We start from the raw sequence: 18,962 nt of genomic DNA, 5'->3' as shown, positions 1-18,962 counted from the left end.
CATGCACCGGCTCAACGTGCTCATCCACCAGGCACGTCCTTCCCATCGGATCCTCTTGCACCAGGCCTGCAATGCCCTGGGCATCTTCAATGTGCGCCTCACCCAGGGCCTGCCCGATACCCAGGCAAGCTTGGCCCAGGGAGACGCCACCGACCTGCTGATCCTCGACCATGCCATGCCCGAGGCCAGCGGCCTGGCCCTGCTCCGGCATGTGCTGCAGACACGGCGCCCACGCGCGCTGCTGTTCGTCGGCCAGCCGTCACCGGGCAAGGCGGACCTGGCCCAGCAAGCCCGACAACAGGGCCTGTGGGTCATCGCTGAACTGCGCTGGCCGTTGTCGATGGCCGCCCTGCACGATGCCGTGCGGCGCTTGCGACCCATTCCTGGAGCATGCGGCGCAAGGGATACTCAAACGGTCATCTGCCTTGAGCATGCTCATTGATACGGGGGCGGCTAGACGAACTTCCTCCGCTCCCCAAGGTCAGTTCCGATAGGTTCCAAGAACAGCGAGTACGCCGGATGGAAAGAATCTGCAAACTGCTCAATGATGCCCTGACCCCGTACCAAGCCCAACTCGGCGAAACAGACGCCAGCGGCAAGCGCCAGCTGACAGTGATCGACAACCAGGGGGCGGTGATCCTCAGGCGTGCGGTAAGCCCGCGCCAATTGCAGGAGCAACAACTGCTGGTCGACCTGGTGGATGGCCTGCACCGTGACCTGCAGATCGTCGAAGGCCGCCTGCAGCCCTGTGTGATCGCGGCCTTGCAGCACCAGCAGTCATTGCCGGGAACCTTCGCCTGAGCGCTTTATCTGACACAGTGAGGGTAGGCTGACGGCACTCTGCTCCGGTGCTGCGGGCTGTCCCGGGAGTCCTTCAGGGCTTTCGCTCGACCCCGGACGCTCTCCCCGGCATCCGGGGTTTCTTTTTGTCCGTCCGGCCACGAGCGCTGTCAGCGGGGCGGGTGCTGCTTGCCTTCGAAGAAGCGCTGGCTCTGTTCCAGATAGTCCTCGCGCAGGCCCGGGTCCAGCCACTGGGCATACTGCTCGGGCAATGGGGCGTGGCGCAAGGTGGCCAACAACGGGTCGATATGGCCAATGGCCTCGCGTCCGAGCGGCGTGTCGGAGCAGCCCACGTGGAAGAACTGGTAACGGTCCACCCCCTGGATCGGATGGAACACGTATTCGTCCAGAGATCCGCCTTGCTGCTGGATCATGTAGCGCGCCTCCGGCCAGTAGCCGAGCACCAGTTGCAGGCGCCCCAGGCGCTGCATCTGCAGCAGGTTGGCGGTGGCGTCGTTGCCGTAGTGGCGGCTGAAGGCGCTGTCGGGCAATTGCCGCAGGATATCGTCGACCTGTGCGCTGTAGCTGCGCTCGGCGACGATGCCGAGCTTGAGCCGGGTCTGCGCCAGCAGGCGCTGGAGGTCGATCTTGCCGCGCTCCAGGAAGGGCGCCAGCAGGGCCTGGTCCTGGCGGCGCACTACCAGCCCGCTGCTCAGCACGCCGAGAAAGGGCGTGGAAAATTGCACGAACCTGGCCCGCTCCGGCGTCCATAGCAGGGTCGGGTCGCAGGTGAGGTTGGGTCTCTGGAGCATCTGGAGGCCACGGGCACGGTTGACCCGGACGATGCTGTGGTCGTACTCGGGCATCTGCGCGATCAGTTCCGGTAGCATGCGGTCGATCACGCCCTGGCCTTTCTCCGAGCCTTCGAAGATGGTGAACGGTGGCAGGTCGCGCACCAGCCACAGCAGGCGCTCCTTGGCCTCGGTCATGGCCGGCAGCAACCCGCACAGCAGGATCAGGAGGCCAAGCAGGCGTCCGCCGGGCATGCGCATGGCGTGTTGCGCGCGATCAGATCGCGCCGGCTTCGCGCAGCCGGGCGATGGCCGTGGCATCGTAGCCCAGGGTGCCGAGCACGGATTCGTTGTGTTCGCCCAGGCCCGGCCCCACCCATTCGCTGGAGCCTGGGGTGTCGGAGAGCTTGGGCACGATGCCTGGCATCCTGAACGGCTTGCCGTCCGGCAGGCGGGCCTGGAGGAACATCTCGCGGGCCAGGAACTGCGGGTCGCTGAACATGTCCTCGGCCGAATAGATACGGCTGGCGGGCACCTGGGCATCGTTGAGCACTTGCATCACCTGGGCCAGTGGCAGGCCGTTGGCCCAGCGGTCGATCACCCCATAGAGCTCGTCGCGGCGCAGGTCGCGGCCATCGTTGGTGGCCAGGCCAGGGTCGTTGGCCAGGTCGTCGCGGCCGATGGCCTGCATGAAGCGCTTGAAGATGGCATCGCCGTTGGCGCCGATCTGCACGTGCCGGCCATCGGCGGTGGTGTGGATGGAGGAGGGGGTGATCCCCGGCATGATGTTGCCGGTGCGCTCGCGAATGAAGCCGAACACGTCGAACTCCGGGACCATGCTTTCCATCATGGCGAAGATGGCTTCGTAGAGCGCGACGTCCACCACCTGCCCCTGGCCGCCGTTGACTTCGCGATGGCGCAAGGCCATCAATGCGCCGATCACGCCCCACAGGGCGGCGATCGAGTCGCCGATGGAAATCCCGGTACGCACCGGCGGGCGGTCCTCGAAGCCGGTGATGTAGCGCAGGCCGCCCATGGATTCGCCGACCGCGCCGAAACCGGGCTGGTCCTTCATCGGGCCGGTCTGGCCGAAGCCTGACAGGCGCACCATGACCAGGCGCGGGTTGAGGGCGTGCAGCACGTCCCAGCCAAGGCCAAGCTTTTCCAGCACGCCGGGGCGGAAGTTCTCGATCAGGATGTCGGCCTCGGCCAGCAGGCGCTTGAGGATCTCGCGGCCTTCGGGGTGCTTGAGGTTGAGGGTCAGCGATTGCTTGTTGCGCGCCTGGACGAACCACCACAGCGAGGTGCCCTCGTACAGCTTGCGCCACTTGCGCAGCGGGTCGCCGCCATCGGGCGACTCGACCTTGATCACCTCGGCGCCGAATTCGGCGCAGATGCGGGAAGCGAAGGGGCCGGCGATGAGGGTGCCGAGCTCGATGACTTTCAGGCCGGCGAGGGGTTTGCTGGGCGTGGGCATGGGGCGTCCGTGGCGATGGGTTTGGCCCTTGGTTGTATCACAGGTGGTGCATGGCAGGTACTGCCAGGGTGGGGCTGCCTTGCTGGCGATGGGGCGCGAAGCGGCCCTGAATGGACGCCGAATGTCTTGCCAGGCCCAGCATTGGGACAAGCCCGCGAAGAAGGCCGTCAGCGCCCCGCGACTGTCCACGATCGGTTAGACTGTGCAACTTTTCTTTGCAAGAAGCCCGTCGCCATGGCCCAGCCGTCCACCACCTACAAATTCGAACTGAACCTGACCGATCTCGACCGCGGCGTGTACGAAAACGTCAGGCAGACCATCGCCCGTCACCCCTCGGAGACCGAGGAACGCCTGGCCGTACGGCTGCTGGCCTACGCGCTCTGGTACAACGAGAACCTGGCGTTTGGCCGTGGCCTGTCGGATGTGGATGAAGCAGCTCTGTGGGAAAAGAGCCTGGATGACCGTGTCCTGCACTGGATCGAGGTCGGCCAGCCGGATGCCGAGCGCCTGACCTGGTGCTCGCGTCGCACCGAGCGCACCAGCCTGCTGGCCTACGGCAGCCTGCGGGTGTGGCAGAACAAGGTGGTGGATGCGGTCAAGGGCCTGAAGAACCTCAGCATCGCCGCCGTGCCCCAGGAGGTGCTGGAGACCCTGGCCACGGACATGCCCCGCTCGATCAAGTGGGACGTGATGATCAGCGAAGGCACGGTATACGTCACCGACGACCGCGGCCAGCACGAAGTGCAGCTGGAGTGGCTGCTCGGTGAGCGTGGCTGACCTGTTCCCTACCTGACTGCCGAAGATCCCATGCGTATCGAACCTCGCCCCCTGCCGCCGAGCCTGCCGTTCCTGGGCAACCTGCCTCCCTTGTTGACCCGCCTGTATGCTGCCCGTGGCGTGCAGTCCGAAGCCGAGCTGGACAAGCGCCTGGCACGCCTGCTGCCCTTCCAGCAGCTCAAGGGCATCGACGCTGCGGTGCAGTTGCTGGTCGAAGCCCTCGACCAGCGCCAGCGTATCCTCATCGTCGGTGACTTCGATGCCGATGGCGCCACCGCCAGTACGGTCGGCGTACTCGGCCTGCGCCTGCTGGGCGCGGCCCATGTCGACTACCTGGTGCCCAACCGCTTCGAGTACGGCTATGGCCTGACCCCGGAGATCGTCCAGGTGGCTTTGCAGCGCGAGCCGCAGTTGCTGATCACCGTCGACAACGGCATCTCCAGCGTGGAGGGGGTGGCCGCAGCCAAGGCCGCCGGGCTCAAGGTGCTGGTCACCGACCACCACCTGCCCGGCGAGCAGTTGCCGCAGGCCGACGCCATCGTCAACCCGAACCAGCCGGGGTGCGATTTCCCGAGCAAGGCCCTGGCCGGGGTCGGGGTGATCTTCTACGTGCTCATGGCGCTGCGCGCGCGCCTGCGCGACCTGGGGCGCTACGACAGCCAGCCGCAGCCGAACATCGGCGAGCTGCTCGACCTGGTGGCGCTGGGCAGCGTGGCCGACGTGGTGCCGCTGGACGCCAACAACCGCATCCTGGTCCACCAGGGCCTCGAGCGTATCCGCGCCGGCCGTGCCCGGCCCGGGATCAAGGCGATCCTCGAGGTGGCCCGGCGTGACCATCGGCGCATCACCTCCACCGACTTGGGCTTCATTCTCGGGCCGCGGTTGAACGCCGCCGGGCGCCTGGACGACATGAGCCTGGGTATCGAATGCCTGCTCTGCGACGATCCGGCCCAGGCCCTGGACATGGCACGCGAGCTGGATGCCTTGAACCAGGACCGCAAGTCCATCGAACAGGGCATGCAACGCGAGGCGCTGGCCCAGCTCAAGGACCTGCCGGTAGAGTCCATGCCCTATGGTCTGTGCCTGTTCGATGCGGACTGGCACCAGGGGGTGATCGGCATCCTCGCCTCGCGTCTGAAGGAGCGCTACCACCGCCCGACCATCGCCTTTGCCGATGCCGGGGAGGGCATGCTCAAGGGCTCGGCGCGCTCGGTGCCGGGTTTTCACATCCGCGATGCGCTGGATGCGGTGGCAGCGCGCCATCCACAGTTGATCAGCAAGTTTGGCGGGCATGCCATGGCCGCCGGCCTGTCGCTGCCAGCAGACAACTTCCCGGCTTTCGCCCAGGCCTTCGACGAGGAGGTTCGCCGCCAGCTGCGCGAGGAGGACCTGACCGGGCGCTTGCTGTCCGACGGTACCCTGGCGGTGGAGGAGTTCCACCTGGACCTGGCGCGTGCCCTGCGTCATGCCGGGCCCTGGGGGCAGCACTTTCCCGAGCCGCTGTTCCACGGCGTGTTCCAGTTGGTCGAGCAGCGGGTGGTGGGCGAGCGGCACTTGAAGGTAGTGCTCAAGAGCGAGTGTGGCTCGGTGCGGCTGGACGGCATTGCCTTCGGCATCGACCGCGAGGTGTGGCCGAACCCGACCGTGCGCTGGGTCGAGTTGGCCTACAAGCTGGATGTGAACGAGTTCCGTGGCAATGAAAGCGTACAGCTGATGATTGCCCACATGGAGCCGCGCTGACGGCAACTCCTGTGGGAACGGCGGTTCTGCGAAAGTGCTCTATGCGCGACCGGTACGATTCGATGTCGAGCCACGAGCCAAAGCGATGGCGTGCGATGCGGCCGGGCGGGCGGCGCTCAATCCCAACATCCCACGGAACCACTCCCCCACCCAATCTGGTCTAGTCTGAAGATTGACCGGACCCGGGCCAGGGACGTGCAATTGAGTGTCCGGGCCGGATCACCATTGGAGTCCTTGGGAGGTGCCCTCATGAGCCTGCTGCTCGAGCCTTACACCCTGCGTCAGCTGACCCTGCCCAACCGCATCGCCGTTTCCCCCATGTGCCAGTATTCCGCCGTCGACGGCCTGGCCAACGACTGGCACCTGGTGCACCTAGGCAGCCGTGCCGTTGGTGGCGCAGGCCTGGTGTTCACCGAGGCCACTGCCGTGACCGCGCAGGGGCGCATCAGTGCAGAGGACCTGGGCCTGTGGAACGATGCACAGATCCCGCCGTTGCAGCGCATCACCCGCTTCATCACCGCTCAGGGCGCCGTGCCGGGCATCCAGCTGGCCCATGCCGGGCGCAAGGCCAGCACCTACCGGCCTTGGCTGGGCAAGCATGGCAGCGTCAGCGTGGAGGAGGGCGGCTGGCAGCCGGTCGGCCCGTCGAGGATCGCCTTCGACCCGGAACACACCGTGCCCCATGAACTGACCGAGGATGAGATCGGCGGTATCGTCCAGGCATTCGCCGATGCTGCCCGCCGCGCCTTGAGCGCAGGCTTCAAGGTGGCCGAAGTGCATGCCGCCCATGGTTACCTGCTGCACCAGTTCCTCTCGCCGCTGAGCAACCAGCGCCGAGACCGCTATGGCAGTTGCTTCGAGAACCGCATCCGCCTGACCCTGGAGGTGACCGAGGCGGTGCGCAAGGTCTGGCCACAGGAGTTGCCGTTGTTCGTGCGGGTATCGGCCACCGATTGGGTCGAGGATGGCTGGAATCCGGACGAGACCGTCGAACTGGCCCGGCGCCTGCGGGCGATCGGGGTGGACCTGATCGACGTTTCCTCCGGCGGCACCTCGGTCAATGCCGAGATCCCTACCGGCCCTGGCTACCAGACCCGTTTTGCCGAGCGGGTACGCAAGGAGTCGGAGATCGCTACCGGCACTGTCGGCATGATCACCGAACCGGCCCAGGCCGAGCATATCCTGCGCACCGGGCAGGCCGACATCATCTTCCTGGCCCGCGAGCTGCTGCGTGACCCGTACTGGCCGTTGCACGCCGACGATGACCTGGGCGGCAACAAGGCGACGTGGCCGGCGCAATACCAGCGGGCCACCAGCCGGGCGAACCCGATCCACGAGTCAGACCTGCGGGAATAGTATCGGCGCCTTTGTGGGCAAGCCCCAATGCCGGGTGACACTGGGGCTGCTTTGCAGCCCCAGGCTCAATGCCTGATCATCACATGCCGCACGCAGGTGTAGTCCTCCAGCCCATACATGGACATGTCCTTGCCATACCCCGAGTGTTTCTGCCCGCCATGGGGCATTTCGCTGACCAGCATGAAGTGGGTATTGACCCAGGTGCAGCCGTACTGCAGGCGTGCCGCCAGGCGGTGGGCGCGGCCGGTGTCGCGGGTCCATACCGATGAGGCCAGGCCATAGTCCGAGTCGTTGGCCCACTCCAGGGCCTGGGCTTCATCGTTGAAGCGCGTCACCGAGACCAGCGGGCCGAACACTTCGTGGCGGACGATCTCGTCATCCTGCAGCGCATCGGCCAGTACCGTCGGCTCGAAGTAGAACCCCTCGCCCGGCAGGGCTTTGCCGCCGGTCACCAGGCGGATGTGGGGTTGGGCGATGGCCCGCTGCACCAGGCCGGCGACCTTGTCGCGGTGCTGGGCGCTGATCAACGGCCCCAGCTCGGTCTCGGGATCGTCCTGCAGGCCAGGCCTGAGGCTGGCCACCGCCTCGCCCAGGCGTTCGACGAAACGCTCGTAGATACCGTCCTGCACATACAGGCGGCAGGCGGCGGTGCAGTCCTGGCCGGCATTGTAGAAACCGAAGGTGCGGATACCCTCGATGGCGGCGTCCAGGTCGGCGTCGTCGAACACCAGCACCGGCGCCTTGCCGCCGAGCTCCATGTGCAGGCGCTTCACGCTGCTGGCCGTGGCGCCGATGATGTGCGCGCCGGTGGGGATCGAGCCGGTCAGCGAGACCATGCGTACCTTGGGATGGGTGACCAGCGGTGTGCCCACGGTCGGGCCGCGACCGAACAGGATGTTGAGCACACCTGGCGGCAGGATGTCCTTGGCCAATTCTGCCAGGCGCAGGGCGGTCAGGGGCGTCAGCTCCGAAGGCTTGAGCACCACGGTGTTGCCTGCCGCCAGGGCAGGGGCGACCTTCCAGGCGAGCATCATCAACGGGTAGTTCCACGGCGCGATGGAGGCGACCACCCCCAGCGGGTCGCGACGGATCATCGAGGTGTGCCCCGGCAGGTACTCGCCAGCCGCCGAGCCGCCCAGGCAACGGGCTGCGCCGGCGAAGTAGCGGAATACGTCGACGATGGCCGGTAACTCGTCGCCGAGCACCGCGGCGAAAGGCTTGCCGCAGTTCTGCGACTCCAGCCGGGCCAGTTCCTCGGCATGCCGTTCGAGGGTATCGGCCAGCGCCAGCAAGGCCAGGGAGCGGTCCTTGGGGCTGGTCTGCGACCAGTTGTCGAACGCCTGGTCGGCGGCACGCACGGCGGCGTCGACCTGGGCTTCGGTCGCTTCGCCGATCTGCGCCAGGGCGCTGCCCAGGGCCGGGTTCAGCACGGTCCAGGTGGGGCCTTCGCCGGCCACCAGGCGACCGTTGATCAGCATTTGGGTATGCATGCGTCCATCCTCCGTAGGGGGTTTGCGCGCGACGACCACCCACGTGGGCGCGGCACGACCGTGATCCACCAGACTAGAAGCTGGTGCCGCCGGCGACAAATGACACATCGAGCAACATTCGGATGCAAATGCGTTAAGCGAGGATTCAGCCTCCGGGCCTACTCTGGGGTTTTCCTTTCCCCAGGAGGTAACGCCAGATGAACACCCGTGGCCTGCTCGACCAACTGCTCAAGTCCGGACAGACGCTGTTGCAGAACCAGCAAGGCAAGGGCGGGGCGGGCAAGGTGCCTGGCCTTGGCGACCTGCTCGGCGGCCAGGCGGGCAAGGGCGGTGGCCTTGGCAGCCTGCTCTCGGGCGCCGGCGGCGGTGCCCTGGCAGCCGGTGCCATGGGCTTGCTGCTGGGCAACAAGAAGGCGCGCAAGTACGGCGGCAAGGTGCTGACCTACGGAGGCCTGGCCGCCCTCGGCGTGCTGGCCTACAAGGCCTACGGCAACTGGCAGGCGCGCCAGGGCGAAGGCCAGCCCCAGGAACCCCGGACCCTCGATCGCCTGCCGCCGGCCCAGGCCGAGCAGCATAGCCAGGCGGTCCTGCGTGCCCTGGTGGCGGCCGCCAAGTCCGATGGCCACATCGACGAGCGCGAACGTGCCTTGATCGAGGGCGAATTCGTCAGGCTCGACGACGATCGCGAGCTGCAGCACTGGCTGCACGCCGAGCTGAACAAGCCGCTGGACCCGGCCGAGGTGGCCAGTGCCGCGCAGACGCCGGAGATGGCTGCCGAGATGTACCTGGCCAGCGTGATGATGGTCGACCAGGAGAACTTCATGGAGCGTGCCTACCTGGACGAACTGGCACGCCAGCTGCGCCTGGAGCCGACCCTGCGCCAGGAGCTGGAGGAGCAGGTCAGGCTTGCCGCCGGGCAGTGATGCTGTGATAGAGGGCTTGCCTAATGCCAGTCGGTTAAGCGGCATTGGGGCCGCTTCGCGCCCCATCGCCGGCAAGCCGGCCACAGGGGCACTGGTGCTCACACATGGGGTGCCATGTAGAGAACCGTGTGGTGGGCTTGCCGGCGATGGGCTGCAAGGCAGCCCCAAGCCCAGCCCGATCAGGCCTTGAGCGCCTTCTTCGGGTAGATGTCATACCGGCTCGATTTCCCCTCCAGGCTATGGCTAGGCTTGGGCCCCTCGATAATGGGGGCCTTGCGCGGCCGCTTGACCACCACCCGGTGCGAAGCCAACGCCAGCGCTGCCTCGAGCAACGCCGGCGCATCCAGGTCATCGCCGACCAGCGGCCGAAACACGCGCATTTCCTTCTTCACCAGGGCGCTCTTGTCCCGATGCGGGAACATCGGGTCGAGGTAGATGACCTGGGGTGGCTCGCCCTCCCAGCCACGCATGCGCTCGATGGCGTTGCCCGTGAGCAGGCGCATGCGCCCGACGATCGCCGCCACGTCCTCGTCGTCCCGGGCCCGTGCCAGGCCATCCTCGAGCAACGCGGCGATCAGCGGCTGGCGTTCGATCAGGGTCATCTGGCAACCGAGGCTGGCCAGGACGAACGCATCCTTGCCCAGCCCCGCCGTGGCATCCAGCACCTGCGGCCGTATGCCCTGGGCGATGCCCACGGCCTTGGCGATCATTTGCCCGTTGCCACCGCCATAGAGGCGCCGGTGGGCCGCCTGGCCCTCGACGAAGTCCACCCGCACCGGCCCCGGCGCCTGCGGCCCCAGTTGCTGGATCTGCAGGCCATTGGCACCGACCTGCACGGCGAAACCCGCCGTATCGTCCGCAAGCGGCAGGCCCAGGCGCTCGGCCCATGCCACGGCCTGCGCCTGGAATTCAGCCGACAACGCCTCGACCCTGATACCTGTGCCTTGCTCTTGCTCTACCATCCGTACCCGCATCCGAAAAAATTAATGAAACCCCGGCCACGGCCGATATACGCAGTACTCGCTATTCTGCCAGAGCACAACGCGCGCGACTGCCATGTCAGAAACCCTTCCCATCGGCTTGACCTACCTGTCGCCCGTCGGCAACTACGGTCGGCAGAACACCCAGGCACTCGGGGGCGTCAGCCACCTGTGGCAGGATTTTTTCGCCCGCGCCCTGGCCGAGCAGCAAGGGCAGGAGGCAGACCCCGCCCGCCAGGCCCTGGAGCAGTACGACGAGCGAAGCGGTGAGCCGATCGGTGGCGTGCAGGCCCTGGCGCAGATCCGCCTCCAGCGCGCATGCGACGTGCAGGACAGGGAGGTCAAGCCGCCCGAGCCGCTGTTCCTGCCCAAGGCCGAATTCGAACCGCAACTGCTGGAAAAGGCCCCCGAGCCCTTCAGCACCGCCGAGCTGATCGAGCAGCAGCGCCAGCTCGACCTGAACAACAGCTGGCTGCGCCCGGTAGTCATGAGCCAGGGCCATCCCCTCCCAGAGCCTGGGCCGGCGCCGTCGCCACGCCCGCTGTTCCTGCCCATCGCCGAATTCGAGATGGAACTGCTGGACAAGGCCCCGGAACCCTACGACGAAACCACCCTGGCCCAGCAGCAGAACGACCTGGCGTTCGACACCCACTGGGCGCGCCCGGTGGTGCTGAACAACGTCCGCCTGCACGCCTGAGTTCAGCGGCAGACCTGCCAGAACCCCATGTCCAGGTGAAAATGGTTATGGTGCGCGGCGTTGTAGTCGGGCCCCAGCACCGTGTTGAAGCTGTCGCAGGCAGCGTCCCGCACCTGGCGTAGAAACGCTGCCTTCTGCCCGTCCCCCTGCCAGTCGCGCGCCAGCACGATGCGCTGGCCATCGCCCAGGCGAAAGCCGCTGATGTCCAGCGCATCGGCCGTGGCATGCTGGCTCAGGCGCCCCTGCTTGCGGTGATAGACGTTGCGGCAGGCGAAGCTGCCCAGGTGATCCACCTGCACCACGGGTTGGCCGAACACCCGCTGCGCCGCAGGTTGCAAGCCATGGGTCTCGAACAGCGCATAAGCCACCGCCAACGGGCAGGAGGCCAGGAAACTACTGCTCAGCCGCGCCTGGCCGCCTTCGATGCGCAAGACATTTTGCAACGGACAGGAGGCCGTCGCCGGGCTGTCCGCCTGTGGGCGATAGCGCAGGGCAGAGGTCGCCAGCACCTGGCGGCACAAGCCGGGATCGTCGCGCAGGCGCGATAGCTTGTAGGGCGTCAGCAGGTTCGGCGGCTGGCGCACGTCCAGCGCTGCCCAGGGGTTCCATGACGCAGGCGGCCGCCAGCCGAGGTACCAGGCCAGGCCCGCTACCAACAGCAGGCCGCCCAGCAGTACTGGCGCTGCGCGCATGCGGCCTCAGCGGCGGAACAGGTCGTTGAGCTGGGCGAACGGCAGCGCCTGCTCGCCATAACCGAAGGTGCCCTGGTCGCGAATCTCCATTGCCGCCTGCCGCAATGCCCCCAATGCCGCCCGGGCCAGCGACGAACCGACGCTGATGCGCCGCACGCCCAGGTCCTGCAACTGGTTCACGCCCAGCGGCACCCCGGGCATGCCCATCAGTACGTTCACCGGCTTTGGCGCCACCGCCTGGACCACCGCCCGGATCTCATCGACGCTGCGCAGCCCCGGGGCATACAGCACGTCTGCGCCTGCCTCGGCATAGGCCTGCAGGCGCCGGATGGTGTCGTCCAGGTCCAGGCGCCCATGCAGCAGGTTCTCGGCACGGGCACAGAGGGTGAAGGGGAAGGGGAGCTCGCGCGCGGCCTGCACTGCGGCGCGTATCCGCTCGACCGCCAGGGCGAAGTCGTAGATCGGCGTATCGCTGCGCCCCGTGGCATCTTCGATCGAGCCGCCCACCAGGCCGGTCTCGACAGCACGGGCGATGGCCAGGGCGCAGTCCTGCGGCAGGTCGCCGAAGCCATTTTCCAGGTCGGCGGCCACTGGCAGCGCAGTGGCGTCGACGATCGCCCTGGCGTTCTCCAGGGTTTCGTCCAGGGTCAAGGCGCCTTCCGCATCCGGTCGCCCCAGGCTGAACGCCAGGCCCGCGCTGGTGGTGGCGAGTGCTTCGAAGCCCAGGCTGGCCAGCAGCCGCGCAGAGCCTGCGTCCCATGGATTGGGAATGACGAAGGTGCCTTCACGTTCGTGCAGTGCCTTGAAGGCTTCGGCTCGCAGGGTTTGCACATCCATGGTCATAACCTCCGGCAGATGAAGGAGTCGTCAGAGTAGCCCCAGTTGTTCGACCTCTGGAGCGCGCGGCAATTCCGGCAGCGGGGCAAGGCCAGGCAGGCGCGCCATCAGGCGCTGGTGAAAACGCTGGGCGAGGGCGGCGGCCAGGCGGTTGTCGGCGGTGTGCAGGAACACGTAGGGGCTGCGCCCTTCCTCGATCCAGGCAGCGACTTTTTCCACCCAGGGGGTAAGGAAGCTTTCGTTGGCCTCCAGCTCCGGATGGCCGATGAAGCGCACTTGGGGAGACTGGCTGAACGCCGCAGGGCGCGGCGGTACCCGTGGTTTCTTGGCTTGCGCATGCAACACGCCCGGCTCGCGCGAGGCGCAACTGAACAGCGCACGCGGATCCAGGCAGATGCGCTCCACACCCCGTTCGTGCAGCAGGCGATTGAGCTGGCGCTCCTCCTCGCCACGGGCGAAGAAGGCGCCATGGCGCACTTCGACGGCCACCGGCTTGCCGATCCGGTCGAGAAAGTGGCTCAGTTCGGCGAGGCGCGATGGGCCGAACAGCGCCGGCAACTGCAGCCAGTAGGGTGAAACGCGCTCGCCCAGCGGTGCCAGCAGGCGGGTGAAGTCGATCGCCGACTCCAGCTGTTCGCCCAGGTCCCCCGCATGGCTGACATCACCCGGAAACTTGGCGGTGAAGCGAAAGTGTGCCGGCATGACCTGGGCCCAGCGTTGCACCGTGGCAGGGGCAGGGCGGGCATAGAAGGTGGTGTTGCCTTCGACGGCATTGAAGACCTGGCTGTACAGGCCGAGGTATTCGGTGGGACGGGCATCGGCGGGGTAGAGGTAGTCGCGCCAGGCGTTTTCGCTCCAGGAGGGACAACCGAGGAAATAAGGCAGAGGCGATGGATTCATGCCTCAAATGTACAGGTCCAGCCCCTCTACTTCCATCTCCCAGTCGGTGAAGCCGGCCGTGGCCAGGTAACTGGCCAGGGCGGTGGCGGTGCGCCGGTCACGGGCACGCGGGAAGATCATGTCCTGCTGGCGCGCCGGCAGGCCGCCCGGGCGGCGATTGACGCGGTTCGGCTGGGAGGCTTCGGCTTCGTCGAGCAGCTCGGCGTCCTCGATCGACTCGTCGCGCACAGGGGCCTGGCGCGGCGGGCGCCGGATCGGGTAGGACTGCGAGGAGAAGCCGTCGATACGCATGAATGGGCACTCAGGGTCAGTGATGGCAATTTAGCAGCATCAGAGATCCGTCGCTAATGCCCGATTGATAACTGGACCACAGTTCGCGCAAAAGGTTTTATCGTCATCGGCGATAGCCGACGAACAGCGCTCAACGCGCCTTGGGCGTGGCTACATTATCGCGCAGGTAGACCGGCTGCGCCTGCTCGGCGCTGATCGCCTCGCCACGGGCCCAGGCAAAACCGGCCAGGCCGAGGATGTCCAGGGCATTGGGCAGCAGGCTGGCGTCGCTGGCATTCACCGCAGCGCCCAGCCGTTCGGCGTAGCCCCAGCCGCTCCCGGCGCCGAACCACTGGCCGCTGGCGCCTTGCGGCAACGCCGCCCGCTCCGGCGCCAGTACCGCCTCCTGGCCGACCAGGCGCATCTCGCCGTCGCAGGCCTGGTAGCAGCCCCAATACACCTCGTCCATGCGCGCATCGATGGCTGCGGCCACCTGCTGTGCGCCCCGCTCGCGCAGGGCGCCCTGGGCCAGCGCGGCCAGGTTGGACACCGGCAACACTGGACGCTCGAGGGCGAACGCCAGGCCCTGGACCACGCCGATGGCGATGCGCACGCCGGTGAACGCGCCTGGGCCACGGCCGAAGGCGATGGCGTCCAGGGCGTTGAGGGCCACGCCGGACTCGGCCAGCAACTGCTTGATCATCGGCAGCAGCTTCTGCGCATGCAGCCGTGGGATCACCTCGTAGTGGCTGGTCACCTTGCCGTCATGCAGCAGGGCGACGGAACAGGCTTCGGTGGCGGTATCCAGGGCCAGCAAGGTGGTCATCGAACGGTATTCCAGGCGAGAGGTGAAAGAGCGGCAGTATAAACGACAACGGCCCGCAAGCGGGCCGTCGTGAAGTTGCGAGGCGAATCAGCTCAGGGCTGCCAGCACCTTGTCGGTGATGGCTTCGACCGAGCCGACGCCTTCGATGTGGCTGTACTTCGGCTTGCCGCCGTTGGCGGCCGACAGCTTCTGGTAGAAGTCCACCAGCGGCTTGGTCTGGCTGTGGTAGACCGACAGGCGATGACGTACGGTCTCTTCCTTGTCGTCGTCGCGCTGGATCAGGTCTTCGCCAGTGACGTCGTCCTTGCCTTCCACTTTGGGCGGGTTGTACTGGATGTGGTAGGTACGGCCCGAGGCCAGGTGCACGCGACGGCCGGCCATGCGCCCGACGATCTCTTCGTCGTCGACGGCGATTTCGACCACGGCGTCGATCTCGACACCGGCGGCGACCATGGCTTCAGCCTGCGGAATGGTGCGCGGGAAACCGTCGAACAAGAAGCCCTTGGCGCAGTCGGGCTGGGCGATGCGTTCCTTGACCAGGCTGATGATCAGCTCGTCGGAGACCAGTTGGCCGGCATCCATGACTTTCTTGAGCTCCAGGCCCAGCGGGGTGCCGGCCTTGACGGCGGCACGCAGCATGTCACCGGTGGAGATCTGTGGAATACCGAACTTCTCGGTGATGAACTTTGCCTGAGTACCTTTACCGGCCCCGGGAGCTCCCAGCAGAATTACGCGCATCTTGTGCTCCTCATATTTTTCTATGTGAATCAACGGATTCGGCGCTCAGGGCCAACTCCGAAAAATCGGGTGAGACCGAAAATCGGTCAAAAGGCTGCTCAAGATACACAGCGCCCGGCAAGCAGACAAGCGCCGCCAGGTGGCAGGAAATCGCCACTTGCCCCCTGGGGGCGAGCGGGTTGCGCCCGGCGCAACCGGCTTCGCCTCCCTCGCTCGAAGGGCCTATGCCCCCCGGGCGCGACCCTGCTTGCGACACTTCAACCGGTGTTGCGCAGGCCAGCGGCGATCCCCGCCACGGTGACCAGCAAGGCTTGCTCCAACGGGCTGTCCAGAGCGGCTTCGCGGCTGCGCGAACGCGCCAGCAACTCGGCCTGGAGCAGGTGCAGCGGGTCCAGGTAGGTGTTGCGCAGGCTGATGAACTTCAGGGTCTCGGGGCTGTGCGCCAGTAGCACCGGCTGCCCGGTCAGCCCCAGCACGACCTGGCACGACTGCGACAATAGGTCGCGTAGATGCACCCCCAACGGACGCAGCTGCGGTTGCACCAGACGTTCGTCGTAGGCCTTGGCGATCTCGGCGTCGGCCTTGGCCAGGACCATCTCCAGCATGTCGATGCGCGTACGGAAGAACGGCCACTGTTCGCGCATCTGCTCCAGCAGCGTGCCCTGGCCACGTGCCAGCGCGTTGTTCAAGGCGGTCTCCCAGCCTAGCCAGGCCGGTAGCATCAGGCGCGTCTGGGTCCAGCCGAAGATCCAGGGGATGGCGCGCAGGCTCTCGATACCACCGGCGCGGCGCTTGGCCGGGCGGCTGCCCAGGGGCAGGCGGCCCAATTCCTGTTCTGGCGTGGACTGACGGAAATACTCGACGAAGTCCGGGTTCTCGCGCACCACGCCACGGTAGGCCTTGACGCCATCGGCGGCGAGTTGGTCCATCAGTTCGCGCCAGGCGGGTTGCGGTGGAGGAGGCGGCAACAGGGTGGCCTCGAGCACCGCGGCCAGGTACAGGTTGAGGTTCTGCTCGGCGATGCCCGGCAGGCCGAACTTGAAGCGGATCATCTCGCCCTGCTCGGTGGTGCGGAAACGCCCGGCCACCGAGCCCGGCGGCTGTGACAGGATCGCGGCGTGGGCCGGGCCGCCGCCACGGCCGACGGTGCCGCCACGGCCATGGAACAGCAGCAGTTCGACCTGGTGCTCGCGGCAGATGCGCACCAGCTCCTCCTGCGCCCGGTATTGGGCCCAGGCCGCTGCCGTGGTGCCGGCATCCTTGGCCGAGTCGGAGTAGCCGATCATCACCTCCTGCGGGCCACGCAGGCTGGCCCGGTAGCCCGGCAGGCCGAGCAGGCGCGCCATCACCGGGCCGGCGTTGTCCAGGTCGGCGAGGGTCTCGAACAGCGGTACCACGCGCATCGGCCGGGTCAGGCCGGCTTCCTTGAGCAGTAGCTGCACCGCCAGCACGTCCGAGGCCGAACCCGCCATGGAAATCACGTAGGAGCCCAGCGACGCCGCCGGTGCGGCGGCGATCTCGCGACAGGTGGCGAGCACCTCGGCGGTTTCGGCCTGGGGCTGGAAGTGCGCCGGCAGCAGGGGACGGCGGTTCTTCAGTTCGGCCTGGAGGAACTCGATGCGCTGCTCCTCGTCCCACTCGGCGTAGCGCCCCAGCCCCAGGTAGTCGGTGATCTCGGACAGCGCGTCACGGTGGCGGGCAGCGTCCTGGCGCACGTCCAGGCGCACCAGGAACAGGCCGAAGGTCACCGCCCGGCGCAGGCTGTCGAGCAACGGGCCATCGGCGATCACGCCCATGCCGCAGGCGTGCAGCGACTGGTAGCACAGCTCGAGCGGGGCGATCAGCTCGCGGTTGTCCACCAGCACCTCGGTGGTGACCGGCTGGCTGGCGCCCAGCGAAGCCTGGGCCCAGGCGCGGGTAGCCCGCAGGCGTTCGCGCAGTCGCTTGAGCAGGGTGCGGTAGGGCTCGGCGCTGTCGCCCACTTGTGCACGCAGGGCCTCGCTGGCCTGCTGCATGGACAATTCCGCGGCCAGGTAGTCGATGTCGCGCAGGAACAGGTCGGCCGCCATCCAGCGGGCCAGCAGCAGGACCTCGCGGGTCACCGCAGCAGTCACGTTGGGGTTGCCGTCGCGGTCGCCGCCCATCCACGAGGCGAAGCGGACTGGCGCGGCCTCCAGCGGCAGGTGCAGGCCGGTGGCCTCGAACAGGGCCTTGTCGACCTTGCGCAGGTGGTTGGGAATGGCCTGCCAGAGCGAATGCTCGATCACCGCGAAGCCCCACTTGGCCTCGTCCACCGGGGTCGGCCGGCTGCGCCGGATCTCTTCGGTGTGCCAGGCCTCGGCGATCAGCCGGCGCAGGCGCTCACGCACCTGGCCGCGCTCGGCGGGCGTCAGGTCGCGATGATCCTGGGCCGCCAGTTGGCCGGCGATGGCGTCGTATTTCTGGATGAGGGTCCGGCGTGCCACCTCGGTGGGGTGGGCGGTGAGCACCAGCTGGATGTCCAGCTTGCCCAGTTGCCTGGCCAGGGCCTCGTCGCCGTGCCCGGCCTGCTTCAGGCGCGCCAGCAGCTCAGGTAGCACGCGTGCCTCGAAGGGCTCGGGGCGCCCAGCGTCGCGGCGCCGGATCAACTGGTACTGCTCGGCGATATTGGCCAGATTGAGGAACTGGTTGAAGGCCCGCGCCACCGGCAGCAGGTCGTCGTCGGCAAGGTCGGCGAGGGTCGAACTCAACTGTTCGGCCCCGCCTTGGCGGTCGGCCTTGGCACTGTGGCGGATGTCCTCGATCTTCTGCAGGAAGGCATCGCCATGCTGCTGGCGAATGGTTTCGCCGAGCAGCTCTCCCAACAGGTGGACATCCTCTCGCAAGCGTGCATCGATATCGGTCATCGGCCCTCTCTCCGGCGCGGTCGGCCCGCGCATCGCCCAGGAACTCTTGCCCAAGAGTGCCTACAGCGGGGCCGGCCTGGCAAGCCGGGCGATGGGGACAAGCGGCTAGCTGCAAGTAAAAGCGGACCGTGCATGATTCGCTTGCCGCTCGAAGCTTGCGCTCAGCGACTAAAGTGAATGCAGGGCATCCCAGGCGATGCCTCATTTCAGGTTGCGTGCAGAGGTCATCATGAAAATCCGCGAACTCGTCCAGCGCTGGGAACAAGATGCCACGGGCCGGCTGAGCCCCACCGGGCACGTCCTGCATCTGGACCTGGAATCCGAGGCGCGCCTGGCCGCGCTGACCGAGATGTACCCCAAGCGCAGCACCGAGGAGCTGCTCGGCGAACTGGTCGCCGCGGCGCTCGAGGAATTGGAGGCCAGCTTCCCCTACGTCAAGGGCCAACAGGTGATCGCCACGGATGAAGAAGGCGACCCGTTGTACGAAGACATCGGCCCCACGCCACGCTTCCTGGCCCTGTCCCGGCGTCACCTGCAAGCCGCGCTGGGCAAGGCGGGCGAAGACAACCAGGGCTGAGTTCCAGCGGCGCGCCAGGCGCCCTGGATACCGCCGCGCGGCCTGGAAGTTCCCGGAAAAAACACTGACTGGTCAGTCAGAAAAAGTCACCCGTTTTGGGTGATTTTTTCTGAACTATTCGAAAAACGCCTCAGTCACAGCCAATAGCCATCACGCTAAAACCCTGCACACCTGGCGTTGTGCACAGTTCGGCTGAGTGCTCGCGGATGACAGGGAAAGAGCGATG

The 18,962-nt window shown here is 66.9% G+C and carries 19 protein-coding genes; 8 read left to right on the top strand and 11 right to left on the bottom strand.

Features of this window, described 5'->3' with window-relative positions; translation table 11 throughout:
• The first annotated feature begins 1 nt into the window (after nucleotide 1).
• Together WCE05_RS06290 and WCE05_RS06285 are read left to right on the top strand one after the other, a co-directional pair.
• On the top strand, nucleotides 2–442 hold the full coding sequence (locus tag WCE05_RS06290) for a histidine kinase (protein WP_368815607.1): 441 nt from the start codon (nucleotides 2–4) through the stop codon (nucleotides 440–442).
• A 77-nt stretch (nucleotides 443–519) separates the two neighbouring features.
• The gene (locus WCE05_RS06285) at nucleotides 520–801 is read left to right on the top strand and encodes a DUF3509 domain-containing protein (RefSeq protein WP_225787284.1); all 282 of its coding nucleotides are present in this window, start codon (nucleotides 520–522) and stop codon (nucleotides 799–801) included.
• A gap of 149 nt (nucleotides 802–950) precedes the next feature.
• Here the strand turns inward: WCE05_RS06285 and WCE05_RS06280 are convergent, their stop codons facing one another.
• Nucleotides 951–1,832: a TIGR02285 family protein gene (locus tag WCE05_RS06280; RefSeq protein WP_368815606.1), complete on the bottom strand. Its 882-nt coding sequence runs from the start codon at nucleotides 1,830–1,832 to the stop codon at nucleotides 951–953.
• 16 nt (nucleotides 1,833–1,848) lie between these two features.
• Nucleotides 1,849–3,048, bottom strand: coding sequence for a CaiB/BaiF CoA-transferase family protein (locus tag WCE05_RS06275; RefSeq protein ID WP_225787285.1), 1,200 nt, complete (start codon nucleotides 3,046–3,048; stop codon nucleotides 1,849–1,851).
• A gap of 234 nt (nucleotides 3,049–3,282) precedes the next feature.
• Here WCE05_RS06275 and WCE05_RS06270 point away from each other — a divergent pair, with 234 nt between their 5' ends.
• From WCE05_RS06270 to WCE05_RS06260, 3 genes are all read left to right on the top strand, one after another.
• A complete protein-coding gene (locus WCE05_RS06270; protein ID WP_225787286.1) occupies nucleotides 3,283–3,825 on the top strand; it encodes a YaeQ family protein in 543 nt (180 codons plus the stop codon).
• A gap of 30 nt (nucleotides 3,826–3,855) precedes the next feature.
• Entirely contained in the window at nucleotides 3,856–5,565 is a 1,710-nt protein-coding gene (recJ, locus tag WCE05_RS06265; protein ID WP_368815605.1) for a single-stranded-DNA-specific exonuclease RecJ, read from the top strand.
• A 249-nt stretch (nucleotides 5,566–5,814) separates the two neighbouring features.
• A complete protein-coding gene (locus WCE05_RS06260; RefSeq protein ID WP_253079924.1) occupies nucleotides 5,815–6,921 on the top strand; it encodes an NADH:flavin oxidoreductase/NADH oxidase in 1,107 nt (368 codons plus the stop codon).
• 65 nt (nucleotides 6,922–6,986) lie between these two features.
• On the opposite strand, the gene WCE05_RS06255 is transcribed toward WCE05_RS06260, so the two are convergent.
• The gene (locus WCE05_RS06255) at nucleotides 6,987–8,411 is read right to left on the bottom strand and encodes a gamma-aminobutyraldehyde dehydrogenase (RefSeq protein ID WP_368815604.1); all 1,425 of its coding nucleotides are present in this window, start codon (nucleotides 8,409–8,411) and stop codon (nucleotides 6,987–6,989) included.
• A 197-nt stretch (nucleotides 8,412–8,608) separates the two neighbouring features.
• On the opposite strand from WCE05_RS06255, the gene WCE05_RS06250 reads away from it, so the two are divergent.
• Nucleotides 8,609–9,334: a tellurite resistance TerB family protein gene (locus WCE05_RS06250; RefSeq protein ID WP_225787293.1), complete on the top strand. Its 726-nt coding sequence runs from the start codon at nucleotides 8,609–8,611 to the stop codon at nucleotides 9,332–9,334.
• Between the two features lie 179 nt (nucleotides 9,335–9,513).
• On the opposite strand, the gene WCE05_RS06245 is transcribed toward WCE05_RS06250, so the two are convergent.
• Nucleotides 9,514–10,296: a class I SAM-dependent methyltransferase gene (locus WCE05_RS06245; RefSeq protein WP_225787294.1), complete on the bottom strand. Its 783-nt coding sequence runs from the start codon at nucleotides 10,294–10,296 to the stop codon at nucleotides 9,514–9,516.
• A gap of 94 nt (nucleotides 10,297–10,390) precedes the next feature.
• Between WCE05_RS06245 and WCE05_RS06240 the strand changes: the two genes are divergently transcribed.
• Nucleotides 10,391–11,011, top strand: coding sequence for an energy transducer TonB (locus tag WCE05_RS06240; protein WP_225787295.1), 621 nt, complete (start codon nucleotides 10,391–10,393; stop codon nucleotides 11,009–11,011).
• 2 nt (nucleotides 11,012–11,013) lie between these two features.
• Here WCE05_RS06240 and WCE05_RS06235 read toward each other — a convergent pair whose 3' ends face one another.
• From WCE05_RS06235 to ppc, 7 genes are all read right to left on the bottom strand, one after another.
• On the bottom strand, nucleotides 11,014–11,703 hold the full coding sequence (locus WCE05_RS06235) for an extensin family protein (protein WP_368815603.1): 690 nt from the start codon (nucleotides 11,701–11,703) through the stop codon (nucleotides 11,014–11,016).
• A gap of 6 nt (nucleotides 11,704–11,709) precedes the next feature.
• Nucleotides 11,710–12,540: an oxaloacetate decarboxylase gene (locus WCE05_RS06230; RefSeq protein ID WP_368815602.1), complete on the bottom strand. Its 831-nt coding sequence runs from the start codon at nucleotides 12,538–12,540 to the stop codon at nucleotides 11,710–11,712.
• 30 nt (nucleotides 12,541–12,570) lie between these two features.
• A complete protein-coding gene (locus tag WCE05_RS06225) occupies nucleotides 12,571–13,440 on the bottom strand; it encodes a DUF72 domain-containing protein (protein ID WP_253102023.1) in 870 nt (289 codons plus the stop codon).
• A 3-nt stretch (nucleotides 13,441–13,443) separates the two neighbouring features.
• Complete coding sequence (locus tag WCE05_RS06220; RefSeq protein WP_225787299.1) at nucleotides 13,444–13,731, bottom strand: hypothetical protein; 288 nt, start codon at nucleotides 13,729–13,731, stop codon at nucleotides 13,444–13,446.
• Nucleotides 13,732–13,861: 130 nt separating this feature from the next.
• The gene (gene tsaB, locus WCE05_RS06215; protein ID WP_225787300.1) at nucleotides 13,862–14,536 is read right to left on the bottom strand and encodes a tRNA (adenosine(37)-N6)-threonylcarbamoyltransferase complex dimerization subunit type 1 TsaB; all 675 of its coding nucleotides are present in this window, start codon (nucleotides 14,534–14,536) and stop codon (nucleotides 13,862–13,864) included.
• A gap of 87 nt (nucleotides 14,537–14,623) precedes the next feature.
• The gene (gene adk, locus WCE05_RS06210; protein ID WP_253079928.1) at nucleotides 14,624–15,274 is read right to left on the bottom strand and encodes an adenylate kinase; all 651 of its coding nucleotides are present in this window, start codon (nucleotides 15,272–15,274) and stop codon (nucleotides 14,624–14,626) included.
• 257 nt (nucleotides 15,275–15,531) lie between these two features.
• Complete coding sequence (ppc, locus tag WCE05_RS06205) at nucleotides 15,532–18,159, bottom strand: phosphoenolpyruvate carboxylase (RefSeq protein WP_225787302.1); 2,628 nt, start codon at nucleotides 18,157–18,159, stop codon at nucleotides 15,532–15,534.
• A gap of 229 nt (nucleotides 18,160–18,388) precedes the next feature.
• Here ppc and WCE05_RS06200 point away from each other — a divergent pair, with 229 nt between their 5' ends.
• Nucleotides 18,389–18,736, top strand: a complete 348-nt coding sequence (locus WCE05_RS06200) for a pilin assembly protein (protein ID WP_225787303.1) — start codon at nucleotides 18,389–18,391, stop codon at nucleotides 18,734–18,736.
• The last annotated feature ends 226 nt before the right edge of the window (nucleotides 18,737–18,962 follow it).

It is taken from the genome of Pseudomonas sp. I2 (assembly GCF_040984075.1).
Lineage (GTDB): Bacteria > Pseudomonadota > Gammaproteobacteria > Pseudomonadales > Pseudomonadaceae > Aquipseudomonas > Aquipseudomonas guariconensis_B.
Note: the sequence above shows the minus strand (reverse complement) of the source record. Positions and strands in the feature narration are given on the sequence as shown.

What these genes read in the sequence shown, in the direction of transcription:
- WCE05_RS06260 (WP_253079924.1), top strand. Translation starts at nt 5,815, where the DNA reads ATGAGCCTGCTGCTCGAGCCTTACACCCTGCGTCAGCTGACCCTGCCC.
- WCE05_RS06285 (WP_225787284.1), top strand. Translation starts at nt 520, where the DNA reads ATGGAAAGAATCTGCAAACTGCTCAATGATGCCCTGACCCCGTACCAA.
- WCE05_RS06235 (WP_368815603.1), bottom strand. Translation starts at nt 11,703, where the DNA reads ATGCGCGCAGCGCCAGTACTGCTGGGCGGCCTGCTGTTGGTAGCGGGC.
- WCE05_RS06255 (WP_368815604.1), bottom strand. Translation starts at nt 8,411, where the DNA reads ATGCATACCCAAATGCTGATCAACGGTCGCCTGGTGGCCGGCGAAGGC.
- recJ (WP_368815605.1), top strand. Translation starts at nt 3,856, where the DNA reads ATGCGTATCGAACCTCGCCCCCTGCCGCCGAGCCTGCCGTTCCTGGGC.
- WCE05_RS06290 (WP_368815607.1), top strand. Translation starts at nt 2, where the DNA reads ATGCACCGGCTCAACGTGCTCATCCACCAGGCACGTCCTTCCCATCGG.
- ppc (WP_225787302.1), bottom strand. Translation starts at nt 18,159, where the DNA reads ATGACCGATATCGATGCACGCTTGCGAGAGGATGTCCACCTGTTGGGA.
- WCE05_RS06275 (WP_225787285.1), bottom strand. Translation starts at nt 3,048, where the DNA reads ATGCCCACGCCCAGCAAACCCCTCGCCGGCCTGAAAGTCATCGAGCTC.
- tsaB (WP_225787300.1), bottom strand. Translation starts at nt 14,536, where the DNA reads ATGACCACCTTGCTGGCCCTGGATACCGCCACCGAAGCCTGTTCCGTC.
- WCE05_RS06225 (WP_253102023.1), bottom strand. Translation starts at nt 13,440, where the DNA reads ATGAATCCATCGCCTCTGCCTTATTTCCTCGGTTGTCCCTCCTGGAGC.
- WCE05_RS06250 (WP_225787293.1), top strand. Translation starts at nt 8,609, where the DNA reads ATGAACACCCGTGGCCTGCTCGACCAACTGCTCAAGTCCGGACAGACG.
- WCE05_RS06270 (WP_225787286.1), top strand. Translation starts at nt 3,283, where the DNA reads ATGGCCCAGCCGTCCACCACCTACAAATTCGAACTGAACCTGACCGAT.
- WCE05_RS06280 (WP_368815606.1), bottom strand. Translation starts at nt 1,832, where the DNA reads ATGCGCATGCCCGGCGGACGCCTGCTTGGCCTCCTGATCCTGCTGTGC.
- WCE05_RS06200 (WP_225787303.1), top strand. Translation starts at nt 18,389, where the DNA reads ATGAAAATCCGCGAACTCGTCCAGCGCTGGGAACAAGATGCCACGGGC.
- WCE05_RS06230 (WP_368815602.1), bottom strand. Translation starts at nt 12,540, where the DNA reads ATGGATGTGCAAACCCTGCGAGCCGAAGCCTTCAAGGCACTGCACGAA.
- WCE05_RS06240 (WP_225787295.1), top strand. Translation starts at nt 10,391, where the DNA reads ATGTCAGAAACCCTTCCCATCGGCTTGACCTACCTGTCGCCCGTCGGC.
- WCE05_RS06245 (WP_225787294.1), bottom strand. Translation starts at nt 10,296, where the DNA reads ATGGTAGAGCAAGAGCAAGGCACAGGTATCAGGGTCGAGGCGTTGTCG.
- adk (WP_253079928.1), bottom strand. Translation starts at nt 15,274, where the DNA reads ATGCGCGTAATTCTGCTGGGAGCTCCCGGGGCCGGTAAAGGTACTCAG.
- WCE05_RS06220 (WP_225787299.1), bottom strand. Translation starts at nt 13,731, where the DNA reads ATGCGTATCGACGGCTTCTCCTCGCAGTCCTACCCGATCCGGCGCCCG.